The sequence below is a fragment of the Caldanaerovirga acetigignens genome (assembly GCF_900142995.1).
GTDB lineage: Bacteria > Bacillota > Thermosediminibacteria > Thermosediminibacterales > Thermosediminibacteraceae > Fervidicola > Fervidicola acetigignens.
In genome coordinates, this window is the sequence record NZ_FRCR01000006.1 from 115,640 (window position 1) to 138,514 (window position 22,875).

Consider the following 22,875-nt stretch of genomic DNA (forward strand, 5'->3'; position numbering starts at 1 on the left):
AAACTCGAGGGATCAGGTTTTCCCTCGAGTTTTTTTGAAAAAAATCCACTTTGGATCTTTGTCTTCATCATCTAGCTCGTTTCTGATACTCTTGACTGTGTCTATGTTTACTTTCATATCCCTAGCTATATCTTCATCCGTAGCTCCTTCCTCAAACAATTCAATATAATCACTAAAAGCTTCTTCTGGTCTAAATATTAACCTGGGGAGCTTGTTTTTTTTCTTCATTATTAGAATCCCCTCCAATCCCCAGGTATAGTTTTCCCTTTGCTGCAAAAATTATTTATATTAACTTACCGCAAAAAAGGATTTGTCTTCTTTTCAACTCCGAGTGTGGATTCGCTGCCATGCCCAGGTAAGACACGCATATCCTCATCTAATATTAAAAGTTTTGTTTTTATAGAATTTATAATCTCTTCATAAGAACCACCAGGAAAATCAGTTCTTCCTATAGAACCGGCAAAAAGAGTATCTCCTGTAAAAAGAAGTTTGTCTGCTTTTATACATATACTACCAGGTGTGTGGCCAGGAGTCCATATTATCTCTAAGGTTAGTTCACCTATTTTAATAATTTCTCCACCTTTTAATTCTTTTTCCGCAGGGGGTTGTATTACTTCATGCCCACCATAAAAAGATAAATTTTCCTTAGAAGATACCAACATTTTCGCATCTTTCTCGTGAATTGCAATTTCTGCTCCCGTAAAATCTTTCACTTCTTTAACGGCTCCTATGTGGTCTACATGCCCGTGAGTTAATATTATCATTTCAATTTGTAAATTTCCTTCTTTTATTTCTTTTATTATATTTTGTGGTTCGGCACCTGGGTCAATTATCACACCCTTTTTGCCGTTATCAATTAAAATATAACAATTAGTAGAAAGAGGCCCTACCTGAAGTTTTTTGAACACCATCAATCTTCCCCCTCAAAACATCTTTTTCGAATCTAATAAAATTGTCACCGGTCCATCATTGAGTATGGTCACCAGCATATTAGCCTGAAATTGGCCGGTTTTTACACTAGCGACCTTATCTCGGCATAATTCTACAAAAACTTCGTACAATTCGCGGGCTTTATCCTGAGGAGCAGCCTGAGTAAAACTCGGCCTCCTGCCTTTTCTAACGTCACCCATAAGGGTAAATTGAGACACAATCAACATTTCTCCCTTTGTTTCTTCTAAAGAAAGGTTCATCTTTCCTTCATTGTCCTCGAATATCCTGAGAGACACTATCTTTTCTGCCAAATATTCTGCATCCTCTAAAGTATCATCCTGTGAAACTCCCAGAAGAACCATAAGCCCCGGACCTATCTGACTTATTATTTCATCATCTACGGCAACAGAAGCACCCTTTACCCGCTGAACGACAGCTCTCATTACCTTTATTACCCCCTACTGATTCATTACCCTTCTAACTTCGAAAATTCCATTAATCTTTTTTAATTTTTGAATAATATTATCCAAGTGTTGTTTATCCGTAATTTCAAGAATTAGGTCTATTACCGCTATGCCGTTTTTCGACGCTCTGGCATTTACCGAATCTATTGTAGTGTTCATATCCCCTAGGATGTCCAGCACATCTGACAGCATACCTGGTCTGTCGTAACCTGAAGCCTCAATTTCTACCGGGAACGACTTTTCTTTAAATCCATCCCATTTAACTTCAATAAGTCTTTCTTTATCGTAGACATTATTAATTACATTCGGACAATCCTGCCGGTGTATTGAAACACCTCGACCTCTAGTTATATATCCCACTATTTTGTCTCCCGGCACAGGGTTACAACACCTGGAAAACTTAACCAGAACATTATCTACACCGTCTATTTTTACACCTTCAAATATTTTATTTTTTTGCCTAAATTTTTGTTCTACTTTTGCGCTTTCCAGTTCTCCTTTGTCGGATCTAACGTTCTTTTTATATTCTTCTATAATTCTTTGAACAGCTTGAGTCGCTGAAATTCCTCCGTATCCAACCGATGCAAAAAGATCGTCGACATTTTGAAAGCTTAGCTTTTTTAACAGGTTGTCCATAAAATCCTGATTTATAAGCTGATAAATGTCGTACCCCTGTCTTTTGGCCTCTTTCTCCAGCATCTCCTTTCCTCGATTTATGTTTTCCTCACGTCTTTCTTTTTTAAACCACTGTCTTATTTTATTTTTTGCCTGAGTAGATTTGACAAACTGCAGCCAATCCCGGCTAGGACCATTGCTGTGAGCCGATGTAATTATTTCAACTATATCTCCGTTTTTCAGCTTATAATCTAAAGGTACGATCTTGCCGTTAACTTTTGCCCCAATACATCTGTTTCCGATGTCCGTATGAATCCTATAAGCGAAGTCTATAGGACAAGATCCTGCTGGTAAGTTTATCACATCTCCTTTAGGAGTAAAGACGTAAACCTCATCGGAAAACAAATCTATTTTTAGGGATTCCATGAATTCTTTAGCATCCCGCAAATCTCTCTGCCAGTCGAGGATCTCTCTAAGCCAAGATAGTTTTTTGTCAAAATTGTCGCTTTTATTTCCCTCTTTATATCTCCAATGAGCTGCGATACCATATTCCGCCGTTTTGTGCATTTCGTAAGTTCTTATTTGAATTTCCAAAGGTTCCCCTGAAGAGTCTATAACGGTAGTATGAAGTGATTGATACATATTAGGTTTTGGCATAGCTATATAGTCTTTGAATCTACCCGGTATAGGTTTCCATAAGGTATGGACAACCCCTAATGCTGCGTAACAATCTCTTACACTTGAAACAATTATTCTTACAGCAGTTAAATCGTAAATCTGTTCGAAGGATTTATTTTGTTCCTTCATTTTTTTATAGATGCTGTAAAAATGCTTTGGACGTCCCTGAATCTCTGCCTTAATGCCAGCGGCATCTAATTTTTTTTCCAAAATGGCTATCATCTTGTTTATATGTTCTTCTCTTTCCTTTCTTTTTTTGGCCACTTTTTCTACTAATTCATAGTATCTTTCTGGTTCCAAATACCTAAAAGCTAAATCCTCCAATTCCCACTTAATTTTAGATATTCCAAGTCGATGAGCAAGGGGAGCAAAAATTTCCAACGTTTCTACGGCTATTTCCTTTTGCTTATCTATAGGCAGATACTTAAGAGTCCTCATATTGTGGAGCCTGTCTGCCAGCTTTATAAGTATAACTCTTATATCTTTAGCCATCGCCAAGAACATTTTTCTGAGATTTTCCGCCTGCTGTTCTTCCTTAGTCTTAAACTCAAGTTTCCCCAATTTTGTTACGCCATCTACCAATAAAGCTATTTCGCCTCCGAATTCTCTGGTAATATCTTCCAGCGTATATTCTGTGTCCTCTACTACATCGTGCAACAGGCCGGCAGCTATTGTGATGGTATCAAGTTCAAGGTCAGCCAAAATCATGGCAACTTCTAAGGGGTGGAAAATGTATAGCTCCCCGGAAATTCGGTGCTGGCCATCATGGGCTTTTTTTGCAAATTCGTACGCCCTATCGACCAGCTCCAAGTTGGCCGAAGGATTATACGATTTTATGCGATCTTTCAGGGTATGAAGAGTTGCCAAAATATCCACCCCTTTTTAAACTTAATACTTTATTAGAGAAATTACCTCGTACTTAGATAAATATTCTCTTCCTTTTAAATCCGTCAATTCAATCAAGAAAGCAACAGCAGTAACTATCCCGCCGAGTCTTTCGACCAATTCGATAGTGGAAAAAATAGTTCCTCCTGTAGCTAAAAGGTCATCCACCACTAATACCTTTTGGCCAGCTTCAATAGCATCTTTGTGCATTTCAAGCACATCGGTTCCGTACTCAAGTTTGTATTCAGCTTTTATGGTCTCCCCAGGAAGCTTTCCTTTTTTCCTTGCAGGAACAAATCCTTTGCCAAGTTCATAAGCAAGCGGTGCCCCGATAATAAATCCTCTGGCCTCAGGTCCAGCTACAAGATCAAAATCTTTTTCTCTTACCAAATCTGCTAAACTTTTAATGGCTATTTTGAAAGCTTCTCCGTCTTTCAAAAGCGTAGTTATATCTTTAAAGCTTATTCCCTTTTTAGGAAAATCCATTATTACTCGAATTTTTTCTTTCAGATCCATTCGATCTCCTCCTGTTTTAATAATTCTAGATATTATAAAAATTGTTATAAAATTCTATTACCTTTTTCTTTAATAACACAATGTTTCGATAAGTAGGCGAAAAATTGAAATCCAATTTCTTTAAGTTGAAACTAAAATGCAGAACTTTAACTTTGTCTTTCTCTATAATATACTTTAAAATTCCCAACTCTTTTAAAATACTCAGCGCAGTAATAATACTTATTCGATCCACTTTTTTTACATCTTGCTGTTTGAAAAAATTCACTAATTCATTTAAATAAAAAACATTTTTCCCGTTTTTTGTTAAATTATATATATGACTTAAAGTCGATGCGAAAATTTGCTTGCAAGGTAATAATTTTTCACATACTAAATAGTTATATCTCAAATCTTCCCTGTTGAAAATTAAATGAAGTTTAGGCAAAGGCGAGTTTAAAACATGATCTCTCATAAGTTCAATGCTAAATGGCGGATCATAAAAAACTATCTCATCCATATCCCCTGACAGAACTTTGTGGGAATCAGCCTCTGGATTTATTAAGATCACATTTTTTTTATTTAATACATTTTTGCCTTCTAAATTAAAAAAAACCCCCAGCTCTGATCTTGCAATATCAAATTTTTTAAGATAAACTAGAAGTCTCCATGCTTGATATGGAGTGTTTACTTTAACAAGGATTCTTTTAGATGATTCAAAAAGGCTCTTTATGTATTTTCTTTTGTTTTTTACTTTAAAAAACTCTATATCATTGCTGATACAGTATGAATTCTCGTCAATATCATTAAAATCCATTTCTCTTAAAACATTTAAAAACCGTTTAAAATACTCTTCTTCCAATTTTATCATAATATCGTCCCGAAGAAAGGGGATTTTTATATCTTTTAGATTAAGCTGCAAACTCTTACTCCCTTCCCACTCATCGAGCTCAAGCCAAAAAGCTACATCTATTAAAGGAGCCTTTTCTAGTTGGTTTTTGTAATCTCCAAAATTAAAACCAATAGCTCTGAATTCTTTTTCCTTTTTTTTCAATCGAATCTTTAAATGATTTTCCTTTTCTCCTATAACTTTGATTTGTTCTATCGCCATACTCTTGCAGACAAAAACAGGCTTAGGGTTGCCAAACCCGAAAGGCTTAAGGAGCTGAAGCTGCTCAGCCAGTTCGGTCGTCAATTCCTCTGGTGTCAATTCCATATCTATCTTCAGTTTCATTTCCCATTTTTCTCTTTCAGTAGACTTAGCTAATTCATTTATTTTTAAACGAAAATTTTCTATCTCTTTTACTTTTATAGTGAAACCAACAGCCTGTTCGTGACCACCAAATTTATCAAGCATATCAGACAATTTACTCAAAGCTTCGAAAATATCAAAACCCGGTACGCTTCTCGCAGATCCCCTCCCTTCTTCTCCTTCTTCTGATATAAGGATACAAGGTATACAATAGTTTTGCACAAGTTTCGAAGCTACGATCCCAATAACACCGGGATGCCATCTGGAACCAGACACTACTATAACTCTGTCTTTATCAATTCTCACGTTTTTTTGTATGTACTCCTTTGCTTCATTATATATCCTTGTTTCAATAGCCTGCCTTTCTCGATTGAGTAATTCTAAATCCTTAGCTAGCCTTTTTGCTTCATTTTCATCATCTGCAAGTAAAAGTTGTACGGCCAAAGTAGCATCCGAAAGTCTCCCTGCAGCGTTTAACCTCGGCGCTAAAATATAACTAATTTTTTCCTCATCTATGTCTTTAACCGAAAGTCTACATTCCTCCAATAGAGCAAGCAGTCCTTTTTTATCCGTATTTTTTAATACATTTATTCCCCATTTTGCAATTATCCGATTTTCATCTACCAACGGAACCATATCGGCTATCGTACCTAATGCGACCAGGTCCAAAAATTTTAAGGTCACGTCTTTGTTACAATTTGAAAGAGCCTGAACTAATTTTAGAGCAACTCCTACTCCAGCCAGTTCTTTAAAAGGATAAGAGCAGTCTTTTTGTTTTGGATTTATTACCGCAATAGCTTTAGGTACATCGTCGTGAGGCTCGTGATGATCCGTAATCACCATATCCATTCCTAGTTCTTTTGAGTAAATTACTTCTTCTTTTGAAGCTATGCCATTATCTACTGTAATTATCAACTTAGTACCGCTTTTTGCAATCTTTTCGAGCGCCTCCTTATTTAACCCGTATCCTTCTTCTAACCTTGAGGGAATGTAAAATTCGACATCTCCTCCCAGTTCACGCAAAGCTTTTACTAACAATGCACAGCCAGTAACCCCATCAACATCATAGTCTCCGTAAACTGTTATCTTTTCTCCGTTTGAAATAGCTTTTTTGACCCTAATTACGGCTTTTTCCATATCCTTAAGCAAAAAAGGATTGTACATGTCATCAATAGAAACCCTTAAAAAGCGCAGTACATCTTCTCTTTTTTCTATACCTCTAGCTTTTAACAGCTTTAAAATTACAGGGTGGAGATTTTTCTCACTATAGGACGGAATTACAGGCGGACAAAATTCCCACAGGTAGTTTCCATCGATCACAAAACTACACACCTCCATCCCTTAAAACACATATAAATTATAAAACAACCGAAACTTTATATCAATGAATTTTTTATTAAATCAAATGCCTACTATTATTCAAGACGTTCACTAGCACATCTTTATCTAACTCTTCTACGATGTAAAGTTTACCATTTGCAGCCTCAACTATCTTAGTGAGGCAATCCTTGTTTGGTTGTAAGCCAATACAGCAGAAATCTATTTTTTTCTTTCTAATATTTTGAGCAGCAATAATTGCATCCTTTACCGGATCTGTACTCCAAACCGGCACAGTAGGAATTCCATCTGTCACCAGTATAATCAACGGATTTTTTAAATTCTTAGAGCACATATAGGATAGTGCCCTCTCCAAGGCAAGGGCAAGAGGAGTAAGGCCTGAAGATGCTATGCTGCTTACACCGTAATCGACCTGGCTGAAATTTTTGGTAAAGGGAACGCAAATCTTTACCTCTTTTTCTTGAAAAGTCAGGACGCTGACTCTTCTATAGGAAGTTAAAACAATATGCTTTGCCAAATATTTTGCACTTCTTAATCTTTCACCTGCCATGCTAGCACTTGCATCTATAAGCAGGCAAATATCTTGTCCCTTTTCAAAAGATCTTTTGATAATTACGATGTCTTCAGTTGAAATTGACAATTTTTTTCTTTCTGAATAACACCTAATTAAGGCTCTTTTTATAGTCTCTGTTATTTCGATCTCTTCGAGCCATTCATTTTTATTATAAATTTTTTTTGATAAAATTCCCTTGTTTTTGAGTGTATTTTTTGCGTTTCCGAAGGCTGGTGTTATTATTTTTTCCCCTTTTTTAGGAAGGTCTCTTATCATTCTCTTCAAAATCAACTCTATTTCTTTATTATTTTGTTTTATATATTCAATGAGACTTTCTCCTTCCTTTGTTAAATTGTAAACACCGGATTTTTTGCAAACAATAGCATTCCTTTCTAGGCGTGCTAAAACTTCGTTCAAATCTCCGTACTTTTTCTTTAACTCAAAAAGGTCCTTTCTTTTTTCAGACTTAAAGTATTCTAGAAGTTCCTGTAATTCGTTTATGCTGCCAAAATATTCGCTTAACTCAATAGCCCTTTGATATTCATTTTCTGTAAAGGGGCCTTTGCTGAAGTTGGTTTGTTTTAAAAAAGAGTCTGAATTTGTAGCATAAGGTGAAAGGTCGCATGGAGTATTGCCAATGTCATTTCTAATTTTTTCTACTTTTCGTATTTCTATGCCTTGCTCTAACAGAGCTTCTTCCACTTTAATTATTAAAAAGAGTAAAAAATCTAAATTGTCATCGTCGAGCAAAACAGCAAGGTGTACATGATTCAAGTGGTTTTTTAAAAGGCTCTCAGTTTTACCATAATTTAGGGTACCAGTCAATCTTCCTCCTCCGCTGCCCGTTTGAATATCTATAAAATCCCCCAAAGCCTCCTTAGAAACCTCTGTGAGTGCTTTTAAAAGGTTTTCTGCAACTTTTTTTACGTCTACCCTTCTTACTTCATGAAATAAATCCACATGCACAATTTCGCCTTCATTGAACCTGTTATAAAAAACTTTTCCTGCATCAGAATTAGTGATAATTCGAACCAATTGAGGGCGTTCCGGAGAAATTACGTGTATTTTCCTGCTTGCTACTGCTGCTTCACCTATTCGAACTCCTCTTCCTTTTGCAAATTCATTCTTTATTTTTTCTAATAATTTAATCATTAAAGCTCGTCCTCCGTTTTAACACAATCATTAAAATCCAACTGCCTCAATGGTATGGCTTTTTTGCTCGGGGCACATATCTGTTCATTCTTAGGCTCTATTTTACGCAAAGTCTTTCCCTTAAGGGCTCTTGAAAAAATTGAAAACATTTTCTTAAAAGTATCTATTTTATTGTTTTTATTTTCTTCTCTTTGCCTGGAGCTTGCCATATTTTCTTTGTCCGACAGTTCAATTTGCGGTCTTTGAAGAACTTCAGCATTCTTTGAGTTTAAATTTCCCAGGTTCTTTAATATTTCAGCCAAATTTTTACTGTCTGTTCTATGTTTTAAAGCTACTCTCACAAGATAAGCTAAATCTTTTACTTCTGGTTTCTTATCTTGTAGTGCACTTAAGATCCAGATTCCATGCAGTATAGCTTCCAATCCCCTTATGCTTTCTAGTCCATACTTAATGTACATTGATGCTAATGCCGTTTTCAATTCTTCTGGAACCTGAAATTCTGATAGCTTCTTTTTTGCTTCAATAAACTTTTTTACTTTTTCTCTTTCCAATTCCAAATTTTCCTTTTGTTGACGGCATTCTAGTATGTCTAGGACAGTTCCGATACTTTTGGGCTTTTCCACATCGACTACAAAGTCAAATCTATCCGAAAGCTGACGCCGGATATTTTCAAGAGGTCCTGGGTCTTCGTCTGGATTTGACGCAGCCCATACGCTCACCTTTATAGGTATTTCTACAGGCGGCAAACCGGCTTCTTCTATTTGGATTCTACCCGGCTTAGTTCCCATAACATCCAGAAGAATATCAACAATTTCAGGAGATGTGTCGGCTAGACGATTTATTTCGTCTATAAAAATTACGCCCCGGTGAGCGCGTGGAATAGTACCCAATAGCAATGCCGCCTGAGGATTATCCTTAGATAAGAGTTTTTCTACATCAATGCTTCCCACTACTGTACCTTTTTTAGCCGAATGTGATATTTCAAGGAAAGGCATATCTATCAATTCTATACCAATCTTTTCGATTTCTTCTGGAGAAAGGTTTTTGTGATTTGGGCAATAAGGTTCTTTAGGATCGCAATTATATTCACAACCTTTTATTCGCTCGATTTTAGGGAAAATATTGCGGGAGGCTCTTAAAATAGTAGTTTTTCCTGTACCTCTCAATCCTTCCGCATGAATATGCACTGGCACACCAGTATAAGTTGAAAGAATTGCAACGTCAATAATTTCAAAAAGACATCTGTTGCCCTCATGTTGCACCAACTGCGAATACCTTTTCATTCTTTTTCCCTCCTTACGACAATATTTTCCCACAGAAAAAGGTTTTTAATTAAAAAAATAAGGGCCTTTTAAGCCCTTACTTTAGAAATTATTATAAATTATTATGCACGAGCAACTTTCTGTTGTCCCCTCAATATGCTCCATATTGGCGTTGCAATAAATATTGTAGAGTAAACACCACTCACTATTCCTACTATAAGCGCGAGGGTAAAATCTTTGATTGTTTCACCGCCCAAGAAGTAAAGCGAAATAATAGCAAGAAGCGTTGTCAAAGATGTATTTATAGACCTCGTAAGACATTGAGTGATACTCGTATTGGCTATATCATCAAACTTGGCTTTTCCCATAATTCTTTGGTTCTCGCGAATGCGGTCGAATATTACTATCGTATCATTTATAGAATATCCAACCACTGTAAGAATGGCAGCAACAAACGTAATATCAATGGGAATGTAAAATATAGAATAAAAACTAACCATGATTAGCACATCGTGGATAAGGGCACCAATGGCTGCAATTCCCGATTTAAATTCAAAACGAAATGCAACATAGAGTAACACTCCGCAATTTGCAATCATTAAAGCTATTAGAGCCTGACGCTGCAATTCCTTTCCTATTATAGCATCCACCTTTTCCGCACGTATAAGCTGAGCTTTGGACCATCGTTCTTTTATAATTTGGATTAAGCTGTTTTTTTGTTCTAGAGAAAGAACAGGAGTCCTTATTATCAATTCTTCGCGGTTATCTCCAGCTTCTTTAACTTCAACATTTTTAAGACCTATACTTTCAATTTTTTGCCTTGCTTCCGCAAGACTATAAGGTTCTCCTATATCGAAATGAAGTATATCGCCCCCTGTAAAATCCACACCCCAATTCAATCCTCGAGTAGCCAAAGAAAATAGACCAGCAGCAATGACTATAAGGGAAATACCGATCCAAAGCCATTTTCTTTCCATGAAGGCGTATTTTCTCAACGTTTTCACCCCTTTATGCACCAAAAAACTTCCTGTTGGTTATAAGCCTTGTATTTATCAAGTTACCGAGCATTATCCTGGTAACTACAATAGCGGTGAACAGACTAATAACGTTACCTAAAATCAGAGTGACCGCAAACCCTCTAATTGGACCTGTTCCGAAATAAAAGAGTACTATCCCAGCTATAATAGTCGTCAAATTAGAGTCAATAATCGTTGTAAATGCCCTGTGAAATCCTGAATCCAAAGCTGCCTTTAATGTTTTTCCGCTTTTTAGTTCTTCTTTGAACCTTTCGAAAATGAGCACGTTGGCATCCACAGCCATGCCCACCGAAAGTATGAAGCCTGCAATTCCAGGAAGAGTTAAAGTAGCACCAAGTGCTATGAAAGTTATTAAAACAAGCATGACGTAAAAAGCTAAAGCTATATCAGCCACTAATCCAGCAATCCTGTAATATACTAACATAAATGTCATCACCAAAATAATGCCTATAATCCCTGCCTTAAGACTTTTGTTGAGCGAATCAGTCCCGAGCGTAGGACCGACCGACCGCACTTCTCGCTGCTCTAAATCTATCGGAAGAGCTCCTCCTCTAATAAGGGCGGCAAGCTGCGCAGCTTCGTCTATGCTTGAAAGCCCTTCTATGACAGCCTCACCGTTTGAAATAACTGATTTTACAATAGGTGCAGAAATTACCTCTCCGTCAAGCACAATTGCAATAGGATTGCCAAGATATTTCTCTGTGGCCTCAGCGAATTTTTTGGCTCCTTGCGAATTGAGTTTTAAACTTACTACAGGATTGTTTAAATTGTCATATAAAGCCCTGGCATCATTTACATCGTCCCCCGTCAGTACGACCTTTTGGTCAGGGCCGATGAATTCCAGCGAAGCAGTTTTCCCAATTATTTCGAGTGCTTTTTGCGAATCTTTTACACCAGGGAGTTCTACGCGGATTCTATTTTCACCTTGTCTTACAACAACGGGTTCTGCCACACCCAACTGGTCTACCCTCTTCCATATCACCTCTCTTGCCGCATTCATCTTTTCTTCCGAAATCGTTTGCCCCTCTTTAGGTTTTGCTTCAAGAAGAACATAAATTCCACCTTGAAGGTCCAGACCTAACTTAATTGCCTTTTTTAACGGCAAAACTTGATAAGGGCCCATCTTGACTCCAAAAGCCAAAATATAAGCCAAAAAAAAGACACTAAATAAAATGACTGCTATCTTAAGCAAACTCTTGGCCCTTAAGTTCATTTTAAAGTTCCTCCAATCTCTCAGATAATACTGCAAGTTTTATTATATTCCTCGCCTTTAATGCTTGTCAACAAACCGAAATTTAAAAAAGGCCTTTTATAAAAGGCCTTTATTCTTTTTCTTTTTGGCAAACCTGATTTGCCACAGTACATGATGTTTTGCAGGCAGATTGACATGATGCTTGACATTCCCCACATCCGCTCAAAAAAATAGCTTCATTATCGCATAAATTTCCTTTATGTATCACCTTGATGTGCTTCATTTATCAATTCCCTCCTTCGCATTGTTACCTCGTTACATTATACCACAATACGATTAAAGTGAAAAGATATTTACAGATATTTACATATTTACCCCTATCGCACCGGCAAATGCCCCTATTAAAAATCCAATGATTAGATCAATAATTATATTTAAGTCGTATCCTGCACCGTTTTTTATAAAAAATTTTATAATCATTATAAATGCTACATAGAAAAGTCCAATAAATCCACCGTGGAGCCAGCCTCCATAATCTAAATCTCTGGTAGCTTTAAAACTGCTGAGTGCTATACTCAAAGCACCTACTGCAGTCACGGCTTTTGGTATAATATCTTCTGATAACGAACTAAAATATAATATTATGCTTAATGCAAGAATTAAAAACAATGTAATTATATAAGCATTCAAAATACCTACCACTACTTTTGAAAAACTGAACCTTCTGGTAACCGAAGAATTTTTCATTAAAGTTCGACCTCCTTCCTTATAACTTTATTTCAAGAAGGAGGTCAGATATGCTAAATATTACATTGTATTTCAGATTTTTATTTTTCCTGTTTATCAGCCTTTTTTATTACATTCCCGATTGCAGACCTCGTCACCTTTATTTTCACTTTATCACCCACTTCAAGCGTTACCACATCGTCTTTAATATTCAAAATTCGCCCAAAAATACCTCCAATTGTAATGATTTCATCGCCTTCTTGGAGATTATCCAGCATATTTTTTCGCTCTCTTTCCCGTTTCTGCTGGGGCCGGATTATTAAGAAATAGAATATAGCAAAAATCAGTATAATTGGTCCGAATTGCTGAAGGAAAATCGTCGTGTTCAAGTTTCAATCACACCTTCCCTTTTTATGATTTATTATCATTAAATCTCTAATTCTGTACTCAATCACGAAATCCTCTTAACTATACCCATATTTTGAAAAAAATTCTTCCTTTAAATCAAAAAAATAGTCTCCCTCTATTGCCTCCCTTACCTTTTCCACAAGTCTGAGCAAAAAGTACAAATTATGGTAAGTAGTCAACCTCAGACCCAGAATTTCGCCGGCATTCAGAAGATGCCTTATATAAGCTCTCGTGTAATTTTTGCAAACATAGCAGTCACATTCCGGGTCTAAAGGCGAAAAATCCTTGGCGTATGCAGCGTTTCTCACGACCAGTTTTCCTCTTGCCGTGAAAACCGTACCGTGGCGGGCTATTCGGGTGGGCAGGACGCAGTCAAACATATCTATCCCTCTTTGTATGCCTTCAAATATGCTGTCTGGCGACCCTACCCCCATTAAATATCTAGGCTTTTCCTCTGGCAGCAGCGGAACTACGTAATCCAAAACTTCATACATACATTCCTTCGGTTCCCCTACGCTCAACCCTCCCACTGCATAGCCTTCAAAGTCCATCGCTACCAAATCTTTTGCGCTCTTTTCGCGCAAGTCCCTATAAAGTCCTCCCTGTACTATGCCGAAAAGGGCCTGGTCGTCTCTTTTATGATGTTTTTTGCATCTTTCCGCCCAGCGCGTCGTACGTTCCACGGAATTTTTCGCGTATTCATAGGTAGCGGGATAGGGTATGCATTCATCAAAAGCCATTATTATATCTGCACCTAGGGAATTTTGTATTTCAATAGACATTTCAGGGCTAATAAAGTGCAATGAACCGTCTAAATGCGACCTGAAGGTCACCCCTTCTTCTTTTATCTCTCTCAATTCGCCTAAACTAAAAACCTGATACCCTCCGCTATCGGTAAGTATAGAGCCTTTCCAGTTCATAAATTTGTGCAATCCACCGGCTTCTTCAATTAATTCGTGTCCCGGGCGTAGATAAAGGTGGTATGTGTTGCTCAAGATAATCTTTGCACCTATCTGTTCGAGTTCTTCAGGCGTCATGGTTTTAACCGTCGCCTGAGTTCCCACGGGCATGAAAACCGGCGTCTTTATTACACCGTGCAATGTTTCAAGGTAGCCAATTCTGGCCATGCATTGGTGTGAGCTCTTAATTATACTAAATTTCATCATGAACAATGCACCTCGTCAGCATCTTCGGTTCTTTTGACAAAAACTGACCTTACCAGGTTTCCTTCCATAGAATAGATTGAGATTTCTGCATCATTTATTCTAAACACCTCGCCAACACATATATTTCTTCCTTCGCTGTTGGCTAAGAATGATATAAGTCCTCCTATAGTATTTGCCATATTTTCGGGAATATTTACATTTGCTATCTCATTAACCTCCCATATTGGCATACTTGAACTTACTATAGCACCTTTTTCTGCGTATAGTCTTTCTGGGGTGTAGGTTTTTATAGGTTTTTATAAGTAAAAATAGACCCCCAAGAGCCACAACACCTATCAAGACATCAAGGGTGGTTTTTGCTTCCATAATAATTTTTCGCGCTATAGCGTAAAGAAGAACTTCTACAACGCTAGAAGGAGTATGCCTGACTAACATTATAACCAATTCAAGGCCGATTACTAGTAAAAGTATGTGTCCTAAAAAGGTCCTCAGTACTTCATAGGTTTGCAAGGGTGGTTGGCTTATAATAATATTCAAATACCTTATTAGGTCTAAAAAGCTAATTGCAACTCCGCTAATTATGAATAATGCCAGTAATGCTTCTAATAAAAACACTATCCTCGAGAAATTTTTAGGCAGCCGCCACTTTATCTTTTCCCAATAATTTGCCATATTACTACAACCTCCTCATTTTTGCAGATTCAGCAAAAACTTATAGTATTAACAATAAATACAGCAATGGAATAAAAGTGCCGAAAAGCGCAACGCTTATGTCTATACTTGCAGGTATATTGATACACATTTGCACTAAATAATTAAAATAGTCAACAAGTTTCGAGGTTGTTTTTCTATATGAAAGTCGTGGGATTAATGCAGGTCTTTTTATGTAACCTTTTAACTTTAAATAAACTATAGTCCCTGTTATAATATCAAGCAACGATGCACTTATCTTGGCAGGAGAATATAAATTAATTTCGACCATACTAGCCACAATTGGCAATAATCCAATGCCGATTGTTAGAAAAACTAATAAGCACAATACAAATATCATTATATTAAACTCTTTTATGGTACTCAAAGAAATTTCTTCTCTGCGATTTAAGTAGAGCTCACAGAAATAGAAAAAAAGCTTAGCCATATAGGCCGCCGTCAGAATACCAGAAAGTCTAAAAATTACCTCCACCCATTGAAAGAACATCCCTTGATTTGAAAGTCGCGCAAGCAAATCTTTCGTTAAAACTTTTGCAGTATAGCCTATAAATCCCGGGAATCCGACTAGATTTAGTCCCCCAAATACAATTGCTACTAGCGGGACTAAAGTAAGATTTTTTATTTGCCTCATTTCATAAGTTTTTAAATATATATACCCGATAATGAGGAACATCGCTGTTTTTGAAAGACCGTGAGCATATATATGCAAATAAGGTGCAATAGAAGTATGCACTCCTGCCAAATTCATTGCACCAATGCTAATAAAAATGTATCCTATCTGACTTATAGTTCCGTATGCCAAAAGGCGTTTTGGGTAATTGTCACAAAGAGCCATAAAACCTCCGTATAATGTTGACAAACTTCCTAAAATCATCAGGACCAACCCTAAATAAGGTAAACTGGTATATCGTAGAATCTGCATAATGCCAAAGACTCCAGATTTCACAAGCACCCCAGAGAGCAGGGCACTAGCCGGAGCTGGTGCTACTGGATGAGCTCTTGGGAGCCAAAAATGAAAAGGCAGGCAACCTGCTTTAATTGCGAAACCTGTAATTAATAATCCAAGAGCCAAACATCCCTTTAATCCTCCATGTTCAATGACAAAGTTTAATTTTTCAAACTCAAAGGTTCCACCCTCACTATACATTATCATCACGGCACTTAGAACAGCAAGACCCCCTACAAATGCGGTAAAGATATATAAATTCCCTGATGAAAGGGCTTCAATTGACTCCTGGTGTATAACTAAGAAATAAGAAAATAAAGCCATTAATTCGAAAAAAAAGTAAAAGGTCAAAAGATCTCCGGCTAAAAAAACACATATAACTGACCATAGTGTTAGCATGAAAAAACTTAAGAATCTTGCTCTATTTTCCATATAACGAATATAGCCCGTCAAGAAAAGTGCAGTTAAACACCAAATAGAGGTGGAAAAAAGGAGAAAAATGCGATTTATATTGCCTAAAATAAATCTTACTGAATGAAAACCCGTACTTATACTAAATAAGTCCCCACTTGGAGTAAGTAAGGCTATTAATACACAAATTCCACATAATAATGCGATAAAAGTATTTATTATGTTATCATTTCTTTTGCTAGTAAACCACACTACCAACACACCTACAATTGGAAGTATCAATATTAAAAGCAAGTTTAATGAGCCCATTGATTTCACTCTCCATGGAACATATTCCGCTACAGATATTGTAGCAAAAATCCAGGGAAAATACCCAAAAACAAGACAATGAAAGTAAACATAAGAATGGAAATCAAATTACCTTTATCTGTTTTTTCTGGTTCTAAATCTTTTTTAAATGATTTATCACCAGTAAAAGTCTTTACTATAACGGGAAAATAATAACCAAATGTCAAAAGGGCAGATAATATTATAAAAATTAACTGCAAAGTTCTTCCTGATTCTATAGCGGCCATGGCCAAGTACCACTTTGATAAAAATCCCAAAGTAAAAGGTATTCCAACCAAAGACATAGCACATAAAGAAAAGCAAAGAGCTGTAAGCGGCAATTTGTTACTGATTTTTTCTAATCCTTTTATATCTCTAGAGCCAATAAGTTTGATCATCCTGCCTGTAGCTAAAAACAAGCAGCTCTTAGCAAGAGCATGGTTTAATATCTGTAATAATGCTCCTTCAAATCCGTACTGGTTGTTGAAGCCAAGACCCAAAAAAACATAACCCATTTGGGATACACTTGAATAAGCAAGCCTCTTTTTTATATCATTTTGAAAGCCCGCTAAAACAGCCCCAAAAAATACACCAATATTGCCTAAGGCAAGAAGGACCTCCAACAAAATTGAAGTGTATGTATTCATTAGACCAAAGACATCGTTTAGCAGGCGTATTATGACGAAAACATAAATTTTTATCACTAATCCGGATAATAAAGCACTTGATGGTGTAGGAGCGGCAGAGTGGGCATCAGGGAGCCATACGTGCAAAGGAAAGAGAGCTGATTTTAAGCTAAATCCTGATATTGTAAGTACTAAAGATCCAGAAATAATCTTCGGAAATACATCCTTATATTCTAGCAAAACATATTTTAATGTATCATAGTGTAAAAAACCACTGATATTGTATATCAAGATCAGTCCTAGTAATATAGAAGTAGATGCTATAGAACTCAATATAAAATATTTAAGAGCAGCTTTTACAGCTTTCTTTTCATTTTTTATTGATATAATTCCACAAGCAGCAATTGTTGTAATTTCTACAAAAACATATAAATTAAAGAGGTCTCTTGTAAAGATTATACCCAGCATAGCACCAATTAAAATTGAAACTAGCATAAAATAATATGCTGCCCTTTCTTCTCCTATCTCATACTTAAACGACTCAAAGCTAATGAGAATTAATAAGGCGCAGCTCAAAAAAAGAGCAGCCATAAAGACTGAAAGTTTATCAGCATAAAGTTCTATGCCTATAGGAGGTATCCATCCTCCTATCCAGTACCTAATAGGCCCCACCGATTCGACGTAAAAAAATGTCTTACCTGTCAGAAAAAGCAACATAGAATACAAAGCAATACTGAATACGTACAAACATTTAAATTTTTTTCTTAATAGAGATATCAAAAAAGCGTGGCTGAACAGGGAAATTATTAATACAACTAGAATGTGAGTCATTTCCGTTTGTCCCCCAGCTTATAAATATCATCAAGTATCAATCGAGCCGTAAAAATCGTGAATCTTAGTGATGAGCGTAAGAGCGTATGCTGTCTTACTGACCGCAATTACGATTCCTGTTAGGACAAAAGCGGTGGTCAATGGGTTTACATAAATCGGAGGCCCTGGTGTTGATATTGACATAATTGGCACTTTCCCACCCTTTATGTAACCAGAAGCTACTATAAATAGAAAAACAGAGGTATCCATAATATTAATTCCTATAACCTTTTTTATTAAATTAGGACTTGCAAGTATTATATAAAATCCTATGCAAAATAGGGCAAATGCTGCCACATAATAGTAGTTATTTAAAATTCCATATAATATCTTCACTTTTCAACCTCCTCTGGGGTAATAAGGGAAAAGAGTATATACATAGTTCCGAATACTTTAAAGGCTACAGTTGTATTTAATAAAAAGATTGAACCTCCGCTAAAAACAGTGCCAGCAATTCCTGTTGGAATTCCTGCAATTTTATTTGAGAGAAATTGATATCCTGTAAAAACTGAAAAAAGACCTACTACAATATACCACAGCATTGAAAAGCTTTCAATCAACGAAGCACGATAATAATCAAGTATATTTTCAGAATATTTTTTCCCGTAGCTGAGCATAATCAATATAAAACCCGCCGCAATGACAACTCCCCCGGAGAAAGCACCTCCAGGTGAAATATGACCATAAAGCGTTATGTAGACACCGTAAACACATATAAATGGAAATATTATTTTGCTAACGGTTTTAAGATAAGTACTTCCATTATGTCTAAAATAACATTTTTTTTCGTTCTTTAGCATTGCAGCTACCGCCAGAACAGACGTATAAAGCACAGTGGCCTCGCCGAGTGTATCAAAACCTCTATAATCATAAAGGATTGCAGCAATTGAGCTTAAAACCCCGGTATCGTCTAATACATCGTCGACATATTTTTTTACAACATAATTATTTAGATAAGAAGTATTTTCTCCACTACCGAAAGGTGGTAATTCCGAATTTACAAAAAGCAAAAGTATAAAAAGCGATATAGAAATAAAAAAATAGATATATTTTTTCATATTAATCCCACCGACCACCCATTTTCTTAATCGCAATAACGAACAGAATAGTTGTTATGCCAGCCCCAACGGCCGCCTCTGTTATCGCCAGGTCAGGCGCTTTTAATTCGAGCCAAACAATGGCCATTATGAAGCTGTAAACAGAAAATATAACGACAGCCGAGACTATCTCTTTTTTGATATATACTACCAATGAGCAGAGAATTAATATCACCAGCAGAAAAAGATTAAAAGCTTCATCCAACCATTGCATTCTACTTTTCTCCTTCATCGAAGATAAATTTTCCTTGAGCCGTTGGCAATTTATTATTATACGCAACCTTAGAAATCAAATGGGCAGCTACTGGATTTGCTATCCAAATCAAAGCGACTATAAAAAGGAGTTTCAGGGATTCAATAGAAATACCGTACCTCATCGCCAGCGAAAGAGTAACAAAGCCTAATCCTAGGGTATCGCATATCGTAGCCGCATGAAGCCTTGAGTACAAATCTGGAAGGCGCACTACGCCCACTGTTGAAACAATAAAGAAAAATATTCCTATGTAAAAGGTTATATAGGATAATATAATCATTTTAATCACTCTCTTTACGATAGCCATCGATAAATTTGAAAACTGCAATAGCTGCTATGAAGTTTATTAAAGCATATACTACGGCAACGTCAAGAAAAACAGGTTTATTTCTGATATAAGATAAAATAGAAATAAGTGCTACAGTCTTTGTGTTAACTATATTCGTTATTACGACTTTTTCGAGAACTCCCTTTCTATTTATACTAATCAGAATGGATACGATTATTGTAATGCAGAGGATTATGCCTCCTAGAGTTTTAAATATCTCAATTTCCATAAAAGGCATCCTCCAACTCCAAAATAACTTTTTCCATGGGCCACTCAACCATTTCTTCAGCATTTTGCGAGTTTAAAGCATGCAGTATAAAAGTATCGTTATAAAAATCTATTGTCAACGTGCCTGGAGTCAACGTTATTGTTGTAGCAGCTATAACCTTTCCTAAATTGGTCTTAAATCTTTTTCGAACCTTTATAAACCTTGGTGAGACATTAATTTTCCTTGACATGACAATCTCAGTCACCTGAATTCCAGCTTTTAAAATACAACTTATTAAATTTATTACATATTTAAGAAATGAGAAGATTATTATGAGATTTATTCTCTTAATATTTGAAGTATAGAAATATTTTCTATAAACTTCCATTGTAAAAACAATTGCCACCAACCCTAATGATAGATTTATAAAATCTGTTTTTCCAGAAGAAACAAGCCAAAAAACGAAGACAACAGGATAATAGTACACAAGACCCTTCATAATTCCCTCCTTACAAAATCAGCATAGCATCGCCGAAGCTGTAAAACCTGTATTTTTCTTTTATTGCCTCATTATACGCCGTCATAATCAGTTCTTTATCGGCAAAGGCGCACACCAACATGAGAAGTGTGGATTCAGGCAAGTGAAAATTAGTAACCAATCCATCCACCACTTTGAATCGGTAACCTGGATATATAAAAAGGTCCGTCCATCCGCTTTGGCCTTTGACAAATCCATTTTCATCGGCTACTGTTTCCAAGGTCCTTGTGGAAGTCGTACCTACCGCAATAACTCTTTTCCCTTGCTGTTTTGTTGCATTAATTATTCGCGCTGTTTCATCATCGACTTCAAAATATTCATGATGCATTTTGTGCTGTTCCACTTTCTCCTCTTTTACTGGCCTGAAAGTTCCTAGGCCGACGTGCAAAGTTATATGACAAACCCTCACACCTTTTTGCTCTATCTTATTCAATAGATCTTTAGTAAAATGAAACCCTGCTGTGGGTGCAGCAGCGGAACCGGGTTTTCGCGCATAAACTGTCTGGTATCTCTCCTTCTCTTCCAGCTCCTTTTTAATATAAGGAGGGAGTGGCATCTTACCGAGTTCATCCAAAACATGTTCAAAAATCCCCTCATAGTAAAATTCAACTATTCGGCCGCCAGCATCAGTATAATCCAAAACCTTTGCCCGAAGCCTGCCGTCGCCAAAAGTAAATTCAGAACCCAATTTGGCTCTTCTGCCGGGTTTTACTAGAATTTCCCATTTATCTTTTTCGATTCTTTTTAAAAGGATAAATTCTATTTTCCCTCCTGTATCCTTCCTTGTTCCTAATAACCTGGCGGGAATCACTCTTGTATCATTAAGAACTAAACAGTCACCTTCTTCCAAGTAGTCAATGATGTTTTCGAAAATCCTGTGCTCAAAACTTCGTGTCTCCCTGCGTACTACCATTAATCGCGATTTATCCCTTTCCGGGAGCGGTTCCTGAGCTATAAGCTCTTCGGGTAGTTCGTAATAGAATTCTTTTACGTCCATTGCTCATTCACATCCTTTTTTTGTGTATTTTAGTTCAGCTCTACATCAGTATAGTAATGTAGCAAAATCTCTTTAAAGGTATATCCGTTTTCTGCCATAACTTTTGCTCCCCACTGGCTCAATCCGACGCCGTGACCGTTGCCCTTTCCCCTTATTTCAAAGCAGCCGCCTGTAACCGGAAATTCTTTAGAAACTTGAGAACTCATTATATGTACTATACTGCTCGATAAAACTACTTCTTTGTTGCTTGAAACTACAGTTTTCCCCATTAACTGGTAAAGCGGTATCACATCCTTTCCATTAGCAGTGATATATAATACATTGTCTGCTAATATTTCGAATAAATTGCTTTTAAGCTGTAATGCGTTTCGTATTTCCGTCCCTGAAAGCACTTTTTCTCCGTAAATCCCCCTTACCAACAATTTTTTTACTCTTCCCGACGCGCTTTTTTCGATTATTTCCAAATCGTAAACTTGAGTTTGAGGAATCTTTACCACCCATGTGCCGTTCTGTGCTTGCAAACTAAACTCATCATTTACGGACTTTAAATACGGAAGTTGGATGCCAAAGGCATCACCGCTGTTCTCGGTAATACCGCCGCTGTTCGAGTGATACAGCGCTAATATGGGCTTCCCTTTATAGGTCAATACCTGCCCTTTTGTCATGTCTACGGCTTCGTTGGTCCTGGGATGTTCACCATCGTACCCGCTGTAAACCTGGTCGCCTGTTCCCCCCGTGACATCAAAGCTTGCCTTCCCTGCTTTTTTCAATATGTTATAAACAGCGTAACTTCTCGAAGCCACTGCCTGAGCTTTTAGAGCCTCCATTGGCCAGGAAGGAGGCATTTCGTTCGGAAGAACACCATAAAGATATTCTTCCAGGCCCAACTCATTTATCACAGTTAATCCGCCGTTGGAAGACGGTAAGAACTCAATAACTCCTCTATATCTTCGACCGTTCAATGAAAGAAAAACATTGTCTTTTGCGCTTTTGACATAAAGTGGGACATCAACAGGAAGGGGCAAATTAATTTCGGCAAGCAAAGATTGTCCTTTAAACTCTATGTATTTCCCGGACATCAAAAGATCCTTCATCACATCAGAATTGACATAAGTGGTCTCTCCAGATTTTATGGTTACATTTATCGTTTTTTCCGGCAAATTGCAGATGGGAATGAAAGAATTTTGTTTTTTTATTCCTATGACAAACCCTTCCTCGGCCGCTAAAGTATAAGATGTTTTAGCCGTATTATCATAAAAAAGACCTACTCGAATTGTTGGAGGCAAATTCCCGCCAGCTTCTGCATTATTAAAGCTTATTGCCAACGCAATTACCAAAACAACAAGAAGCTGCAGTATTTTTTTTTGCATATTACACCTCCGTTTATCTACGTATTATGTTTAAAATTAACAC

26 protein-coding genes are annotated in these 22,875 nt (G+C 36.8%); all 26 read right to left on the minus strand.

The features are described from left to right. Positions 1-12: 12 nt before the first annotated feature. The 26 genes from BUB66_RS06260 to BUB66_RS06380 all read right to left on the minus strand — a co-directional run bounded on the left by BUB66_RS06260 (position 13) and on the right by BUB66_RS06380 (position 22,832). A complete protein-coding gene (locus BUB66_RS06260) occupies positions 13-228 on the minus strand; it encodes a hypothetical protein (RefSeq protein ID WP_073256311.1) in 216 nt (71 codons plus the stop codon). A gap of 65 nt (positions 229-293) precedes the next feature. Continuing rightward, positions 294-911, minus strand: a complete 618-nt coding sequence (locus tag BUB66_RS06265; protein WP_073256315.1) for an MBL fold metallo-hydrolase — start codon at positions 909-911, stop codon at positions 294-296. 12 nt (positions 912-923) lie between these two features. Further along, a complete protein-coding gene (gene dtd, locus BUB66_RS06270) occupies positions 924-1,373 on the minus strand; it encodes a D-aminoacyl-tRNA deacylase (RefSeq protein ID WP_073256318.1) in 450 nt (149 codons plus the stop codon). 15 nt (positions 1,374-1,388) lie between these two features. Next, positions 1,389-3,554 (minus strand): RelA/SpoT family protein, encoded by a 2,166-nt coding sequence (locus BUB66_RS06275; protein ID WP_084098854.1) that lies wholly within the window; start codon positions 3,552-3,554, stop codon positions 1,389-1,391. Positions 3,555-3,575: 21 nt separating this feature from the next. Then, positions 3,576-4,088: an adenine phosphoribosyltransferase gene (locus tag BUB66_RS06280; protein ID WP_073256321.1), complete on the minus strand. Its 513-nt coding sequence runs from the start codon at positions 4,086-4,088 to the stop codon at positions 3,576-3,578. 25 nt (positions 4,089-4,113) lie between these two features. Next, positions 4,114-6,654, minus strand: a complete 2,541-nt coding sequence (gene recJ / locus BUB66_RS06285; RefSeq protein WP_084098857.1) for a single-stranded-DNA-specific exonuclease RecJ — start codon at positions 6,652-6,654, stop codon at positions 4,114-4,116. Positions 6,655-6,712: 58 nt separating this feature from the next. After that, positions 6,713-8,359 (minus strand): VWA domain-containing protein, encoded by a 1,647-nt coding sequence (locus BUB66_RS06290; protein WP_073256324.1) that lies wholly within the window; start codon positions 8,357-8,359, stop codon positions 6,713-6,715. Next, positions 8,359-9,642, minus strand: a complete 1,284-nt coding sequence (locus tag BUB66_RS06295) for a magnesium chelatase ATPase subunit I (protein WP_073256327.1) — start codon at positions 9,640-9,642, stop codon at positions 8,359-8,361. The genes BUB66_RS06290 and BUB66_RS06295 overlap by 1 nt, the downstream gene beginning before the upstream one ends. Before the next feature lie 101 nt (positions 9,643-9,743). Next, positions 9,744-10,625: a protein translocase subunit SecF gene (secF, locus tag BUB66_RS06300; RefSeq protein ID WP_244269774.1), complete on the minus strand. Its 882-nt coding sequence runs from the start codon at positions 10,623-10,625 to the stop codon at positions 9,744-9,746. Between the two features lie 4 nt (positions 10,626-10,629). Beyond that, a complete protein-coding gene (gene secD, locus BUB66_RS06305; protein ID WP_073256330.1) occupies positions 10,630-11,871 on the minus strand; it encodes a protein translocase subunit SecD in 1,242 nt (413 codons plus the stop codon). A 109-nt stretch (positions 11,872-11,980) separates the two neighbouring features. Next, positions 11,981-12,133 carry a six-cysteine ranthipeptide SCIFF gene (scfA, locus tag BUB66_RS06310; protein WP_073256333.1) on the minus strand — a complete coding sequence of 51 codons (153 nt, stop codon included), beginning with the start codon at positions 12,131-12,133 and terminating at the stop codon, positions 11,981-11,983. 80 nt (positions 12,134-12,213) lie between these two features. Then, on the minus strand, positions 12,214-12,597 hold the full coding sequence (locus tag BUB66_RS06315; protein ID WP_073256336.1) for a TIGR04086 family membrane protein: 384 nt from the start codon (positions 12,595-12,597) through the stop codon (positions 12,214-12,216). 80 nt (positions 12,598-12,677) lie between these two features. Further along, the gene (gene yajC / locus BUB66_RS06320) at positions 12,678-12,965 is read right to left on the minus strand and encodes a preprotein translocase subunit YajC (RefSeq protein WP_066351918.1); all 288 of its coding nucleotides are present in this window, start codon (positions 12,963-12,965) and stop codon (positions 12,678-12,680) included. Positions 12,966-13,040: 75 nt separating this feature from the next. Then, complete coding sequence (tgt, locus tag BUB66_RS06325; RefSeq protein WP_073256431.1) at positions 13,041-14,147, minus strand: tRNA guanosine(34) transglycosylase Tgt; 1,107 nt, start codon at positions 14,145-14,147, stop codon at positions 13,041-13,043. Then, positions 14,147-14,380: an HlyC/CorC family transporter associated domain-containing protein gene (locus BUB66_RS12330; protein WP_198409384.1), complete on the minus strand. Its 234-nt coding sequence runs from the start codon at positions 14,378-14,380 to the stop codon at positions 14,147-14,149. The genes tgt and BUB66_RS12330 overlap by 1 nt, the downstream gene beginning before the upstream one ends. Next, entirely contained in the window at positions 14,361-14,822 is a 462-nt protein-coding gene (locus BUB66_RS06330) for a hypothetical protein (protein ID WP_198409385.1), read from the minus strand. The genes BUB66_RS12330 and BUB66_RS06330 overlap by 20 nt, the downstream gene beginning before the upstream one ends. Positions 14,823-14,862: 40 nt before the next feature. Beyond that, positions 14,863-16,527: a complex I subunit 5 family protein gene (locus tag BUB66_RS06335; RefSeq protein ID WP_073256338.1), complete on the minus strand. Its 1,665-nt coding sequence runs from the start codon at positions 16,525-16,527 to the stop codon at positions 14,863-14,865. 29 nt (positions 16,528-16,556) lie between these two features. After that, positions 16,557-17,843 carry a complex I subunit 5 family protein gene (locus tag BUB66_RS06340; protein WP_198409386.1) on the minus strand — a complete coding sequence of 429 codons (1,287 nt, stop codon included), beginning with the start codon at positions 17,841-17,843 and terminating at the stop codon, positions 16,557-16,559. 189 nt (positions 17,844-18,032) lie between these two features. Continuing rightward, positions 18,033-18,377, minus strand: coding sequence for a sodium:proton antiporter (locus tag BUB66_RS06345; protein WP_073256344.1), 345 nt, complete (start codon positions 18,375-18,377; stop codon positions 18,033-18,035). Continuing rightward, complete coding sequence (mbhE, locus tag BUB66_RS06350; protein ID WP_073256346.1) at positions 18,374-19,099, minus strand: hydrogen gas-evolving membrane-bound hydrogenase subunit E; 726 nt, start codon at positions 19,097-19,099, stop codon at positions 18,374-18,376. The genes BUB66_RS06345 and mbhE overlap by 4 nt, the downstream gene beginning before the upstream one ends. Position 19,100: 1 nt before the next feature. After that, positions 19,101-19,352 (minus strand): hydrogenase subunit MbhD domain-containing protein, encoded by a 252-nt coding sequence (locus BUB66_RS06355; RefSeq protein WP_073256349.1) that lies wholly within the window; start codon positions 19,350-19,352, stop codon positions 19,101-19,103. A gap of 1 nt (position 19,353) precedes the next feature. After that, positions 19,354-19,698 carry a monovalent cation/H(+) antiporter subunit G gene (mnhG, locus tag BUB66_RS06360; RefSeq protein WP_198409387.1) on the minus strand — a complete coding sequence of 115 codons (345 nt, stop codon included), beginning with the start codon at positions 19,696-19,698 and terminating at the stop codon, positions 19,354-19,356. Then, positions 19,673-19,948, minus strand: coding sequence for an MrpF/PhaF family protein (locus BUB66_RS06365; RefSeq protein WP_073256355.1), 276 nt, complete (start codon positions 19,946-19,948; stop codon positions 19,673-19,675). The genes mnhG and BUB66_RS06365 overlap by 26 nt, the downstream gene beginning before the upstream one ends. Further along, positions 19,938-20,426, minus strand: coding sequence for a Na+/H+ antiporter subunit E (locus BUB66_RS06370; RefSeq protein ID WP_073256358.1), 489 nt, complete (start codon positions 20,424-20,426; stop codon positions 19,938-19,940). Before BUB66_RS06370 ends, BUB66_RS06365 begins: the two co-directional genes overlap by 11 nt. A 10-nt stretch (positions 20,427-20,436) precedes the next feature. Further along, positions 20,437-21,462: a tRNA preQ1(34) S-adenosylmethionine ribosyltransferase-isomerase QueA gene (queA, locus tag BUB66_RS06375; RefSeq protein WP_073256361.1), complete on the minus strand. Its 1,026-nt coding sequence runs from the start codon at positions 21,460-21,462 to the stop codon at positions 20,437-20,439. Positions 21,463-21,491: 29 nt separating this feature from the next. Beyond that, positions 21,492-22,832 (minus strand): SpoIID/LytB domain-containing protein, encoded by a 1,341-nt coding sequence (locus BUB66_RS06380; protein WP_073256364.1) that lies wholly within the window; start codon positions 22,830-22,832, stop codon positions 21,492-21,494. Positions 22,833-22,875: the final 43 nt, after the last annotated feature.

Excerpts from the sequence above, each read along its gene's own strand:
- BUB66_RS06260 (WP_073256311.1), bottom strand. The coding sequence starts at position 228 with ATGAAGAAAAAAAACAAGCTCCCCAGGTTAATATTTAGACCAGAAGAA.
- BUB66_RS06265 (WP_073256315.1), bottom strand. The coding sequence starts at position 911 with ATGGTGTTCAAAAAACTTCAGGTAGGGCCTCTTTCTACTAATTGTTAT.
- dtd (WP_073256318.1), bottom strand. The coding sequence starts at position 1,373 with ATGAGAGCTGTCGTTCAGCGGGTAAAGGGTGCTTCTGTTGCCGTAGAT.
- BUB66_RS06280 (WP_073256321.1), bottom strand. The coding sequence starts at position 4,088 with ATGGATCTGAAAGAAAAAATTCGAGTAATAATGGATTTTCCTAAAAAG.
- recJ (WP_084098857.1), bottom strand. The coding sequence starts at position 6,654 with ATGGAGGTGTGTAGTTTTGTGATCGATGGAAACTACCTGTGGGAATTT.
- BUB66_RS06290 (WP_073256324.1), bottom strand. The coding sequence starts at position 8,359 with ATGATTAAATTATTAGAAAAAATAAAGAATGAATTTGCAAAAGGAAGA.
- BUB66_RS06295 (WP_073256327.1), bottom strand. The coding sequence starts at position 9,642 with ATGAAAAGGTATTCGCAGTTGGTGCAACATGAGGGCAACAGATGTCTT.
- secD (WP_073256330.1), bottom strand. The coding sequence starts at position 11,871 with ATGAACTTAAGGGCCAAGAGTTTGCTTAAGATAGCAGTCATTTTATTT.
- scfA (WP_073256333.1), bottom strand. The coding sequence starts at position 12,133 with ATGAAGCACATCAAGGTGATACATAAAGGAAATTTATGCGATAATGAA.
- BUB66_RS06315 (WP_073256336.1), bottom strand. The coding sequence starts at position 12,597 with ATGAAAAATTCTTCGGTTACCAGAAGGTTCAGTTTTTCAAAAGTAGTG.
- tgt (WP_073256431.1), bottom strand. The coding sequence starts at position 14,147 with ATGAAATTTAGTATAATTAAGAGCTCACACCAATGCATGGCCAGAATT.
- BUB66_RS12330 (WP_198409384.1), bottom strand. The coding sequence starts at position 14,380 with ATGCCAATATGGGAGGTTAATGAGATAGCAAATGTAAATATTCCCGAA.
- BUB66_RS06330 (WP_198409385.1), bottom strand. The coding sequence starts at position 14,822 with ATGGCAAATTATTGGGAAAAGATAAAGTGGCGGCTGCCTAAAAATTTC.
- BUB66_RS06335 (WP_073256338.1), bottom strand. The coding sequence starts at position 16,527 with ATGGGCTCATTAAACTTGCTTTTAATATTGATACTTCCAATTGTAGGT.
- mbhE (WP_073256346.1), bottom strand. The coding sequence starts at position 19,099 with ATGAAAAAATATATCTATTTTTTTATTTCTATATCGCTTTTTATACTT.
- BUB66_RS06355 (WP_073256349.1), bottom strand. The coding sequence starts at position 19,352 with ATGCAATGGTTGGATGAAGCTTTTAATCTTTTTCTGCTGGTGATATTA.
- mnhG (WP_198409387.1), bottom strand. The coding sequence starts at position 19,698 with ATGGCTATCGTAAAGAGAGTGATTAAAATGATTATATTATCCTATATA.
- BUB66_RS06365 (WP_073256355.1), bottom strand. The coding sequence starts at position 19,948 with ATGGAAATTGAGATATTTAAAACTCTAGGAGGCATAATCCTCTGCATT.
- BUB66_RS06370 (WP_073256358.1), bottom strand. The coding sequence starts at position 20,426 with ATGAAGGGTCTTGTGTACTATTATCCTGTTGTCTTCGTTTTTTGGCTT.
- queA (WP_073256361.1), bottom strand. The coding sequence starts at position 21,462 with ATGGACGTAAAAGAATTCTATTACGAACTACCCGAAGAGCTTATAGCT.
- BUB66_RS06380 (WP_073256364.1), bottom strand. The coding sequence starts at position 22,832 with ATGCAAAAAAAAATACTGCAGCTTCTTGTTGTTTTGGTAATTGCGTTG.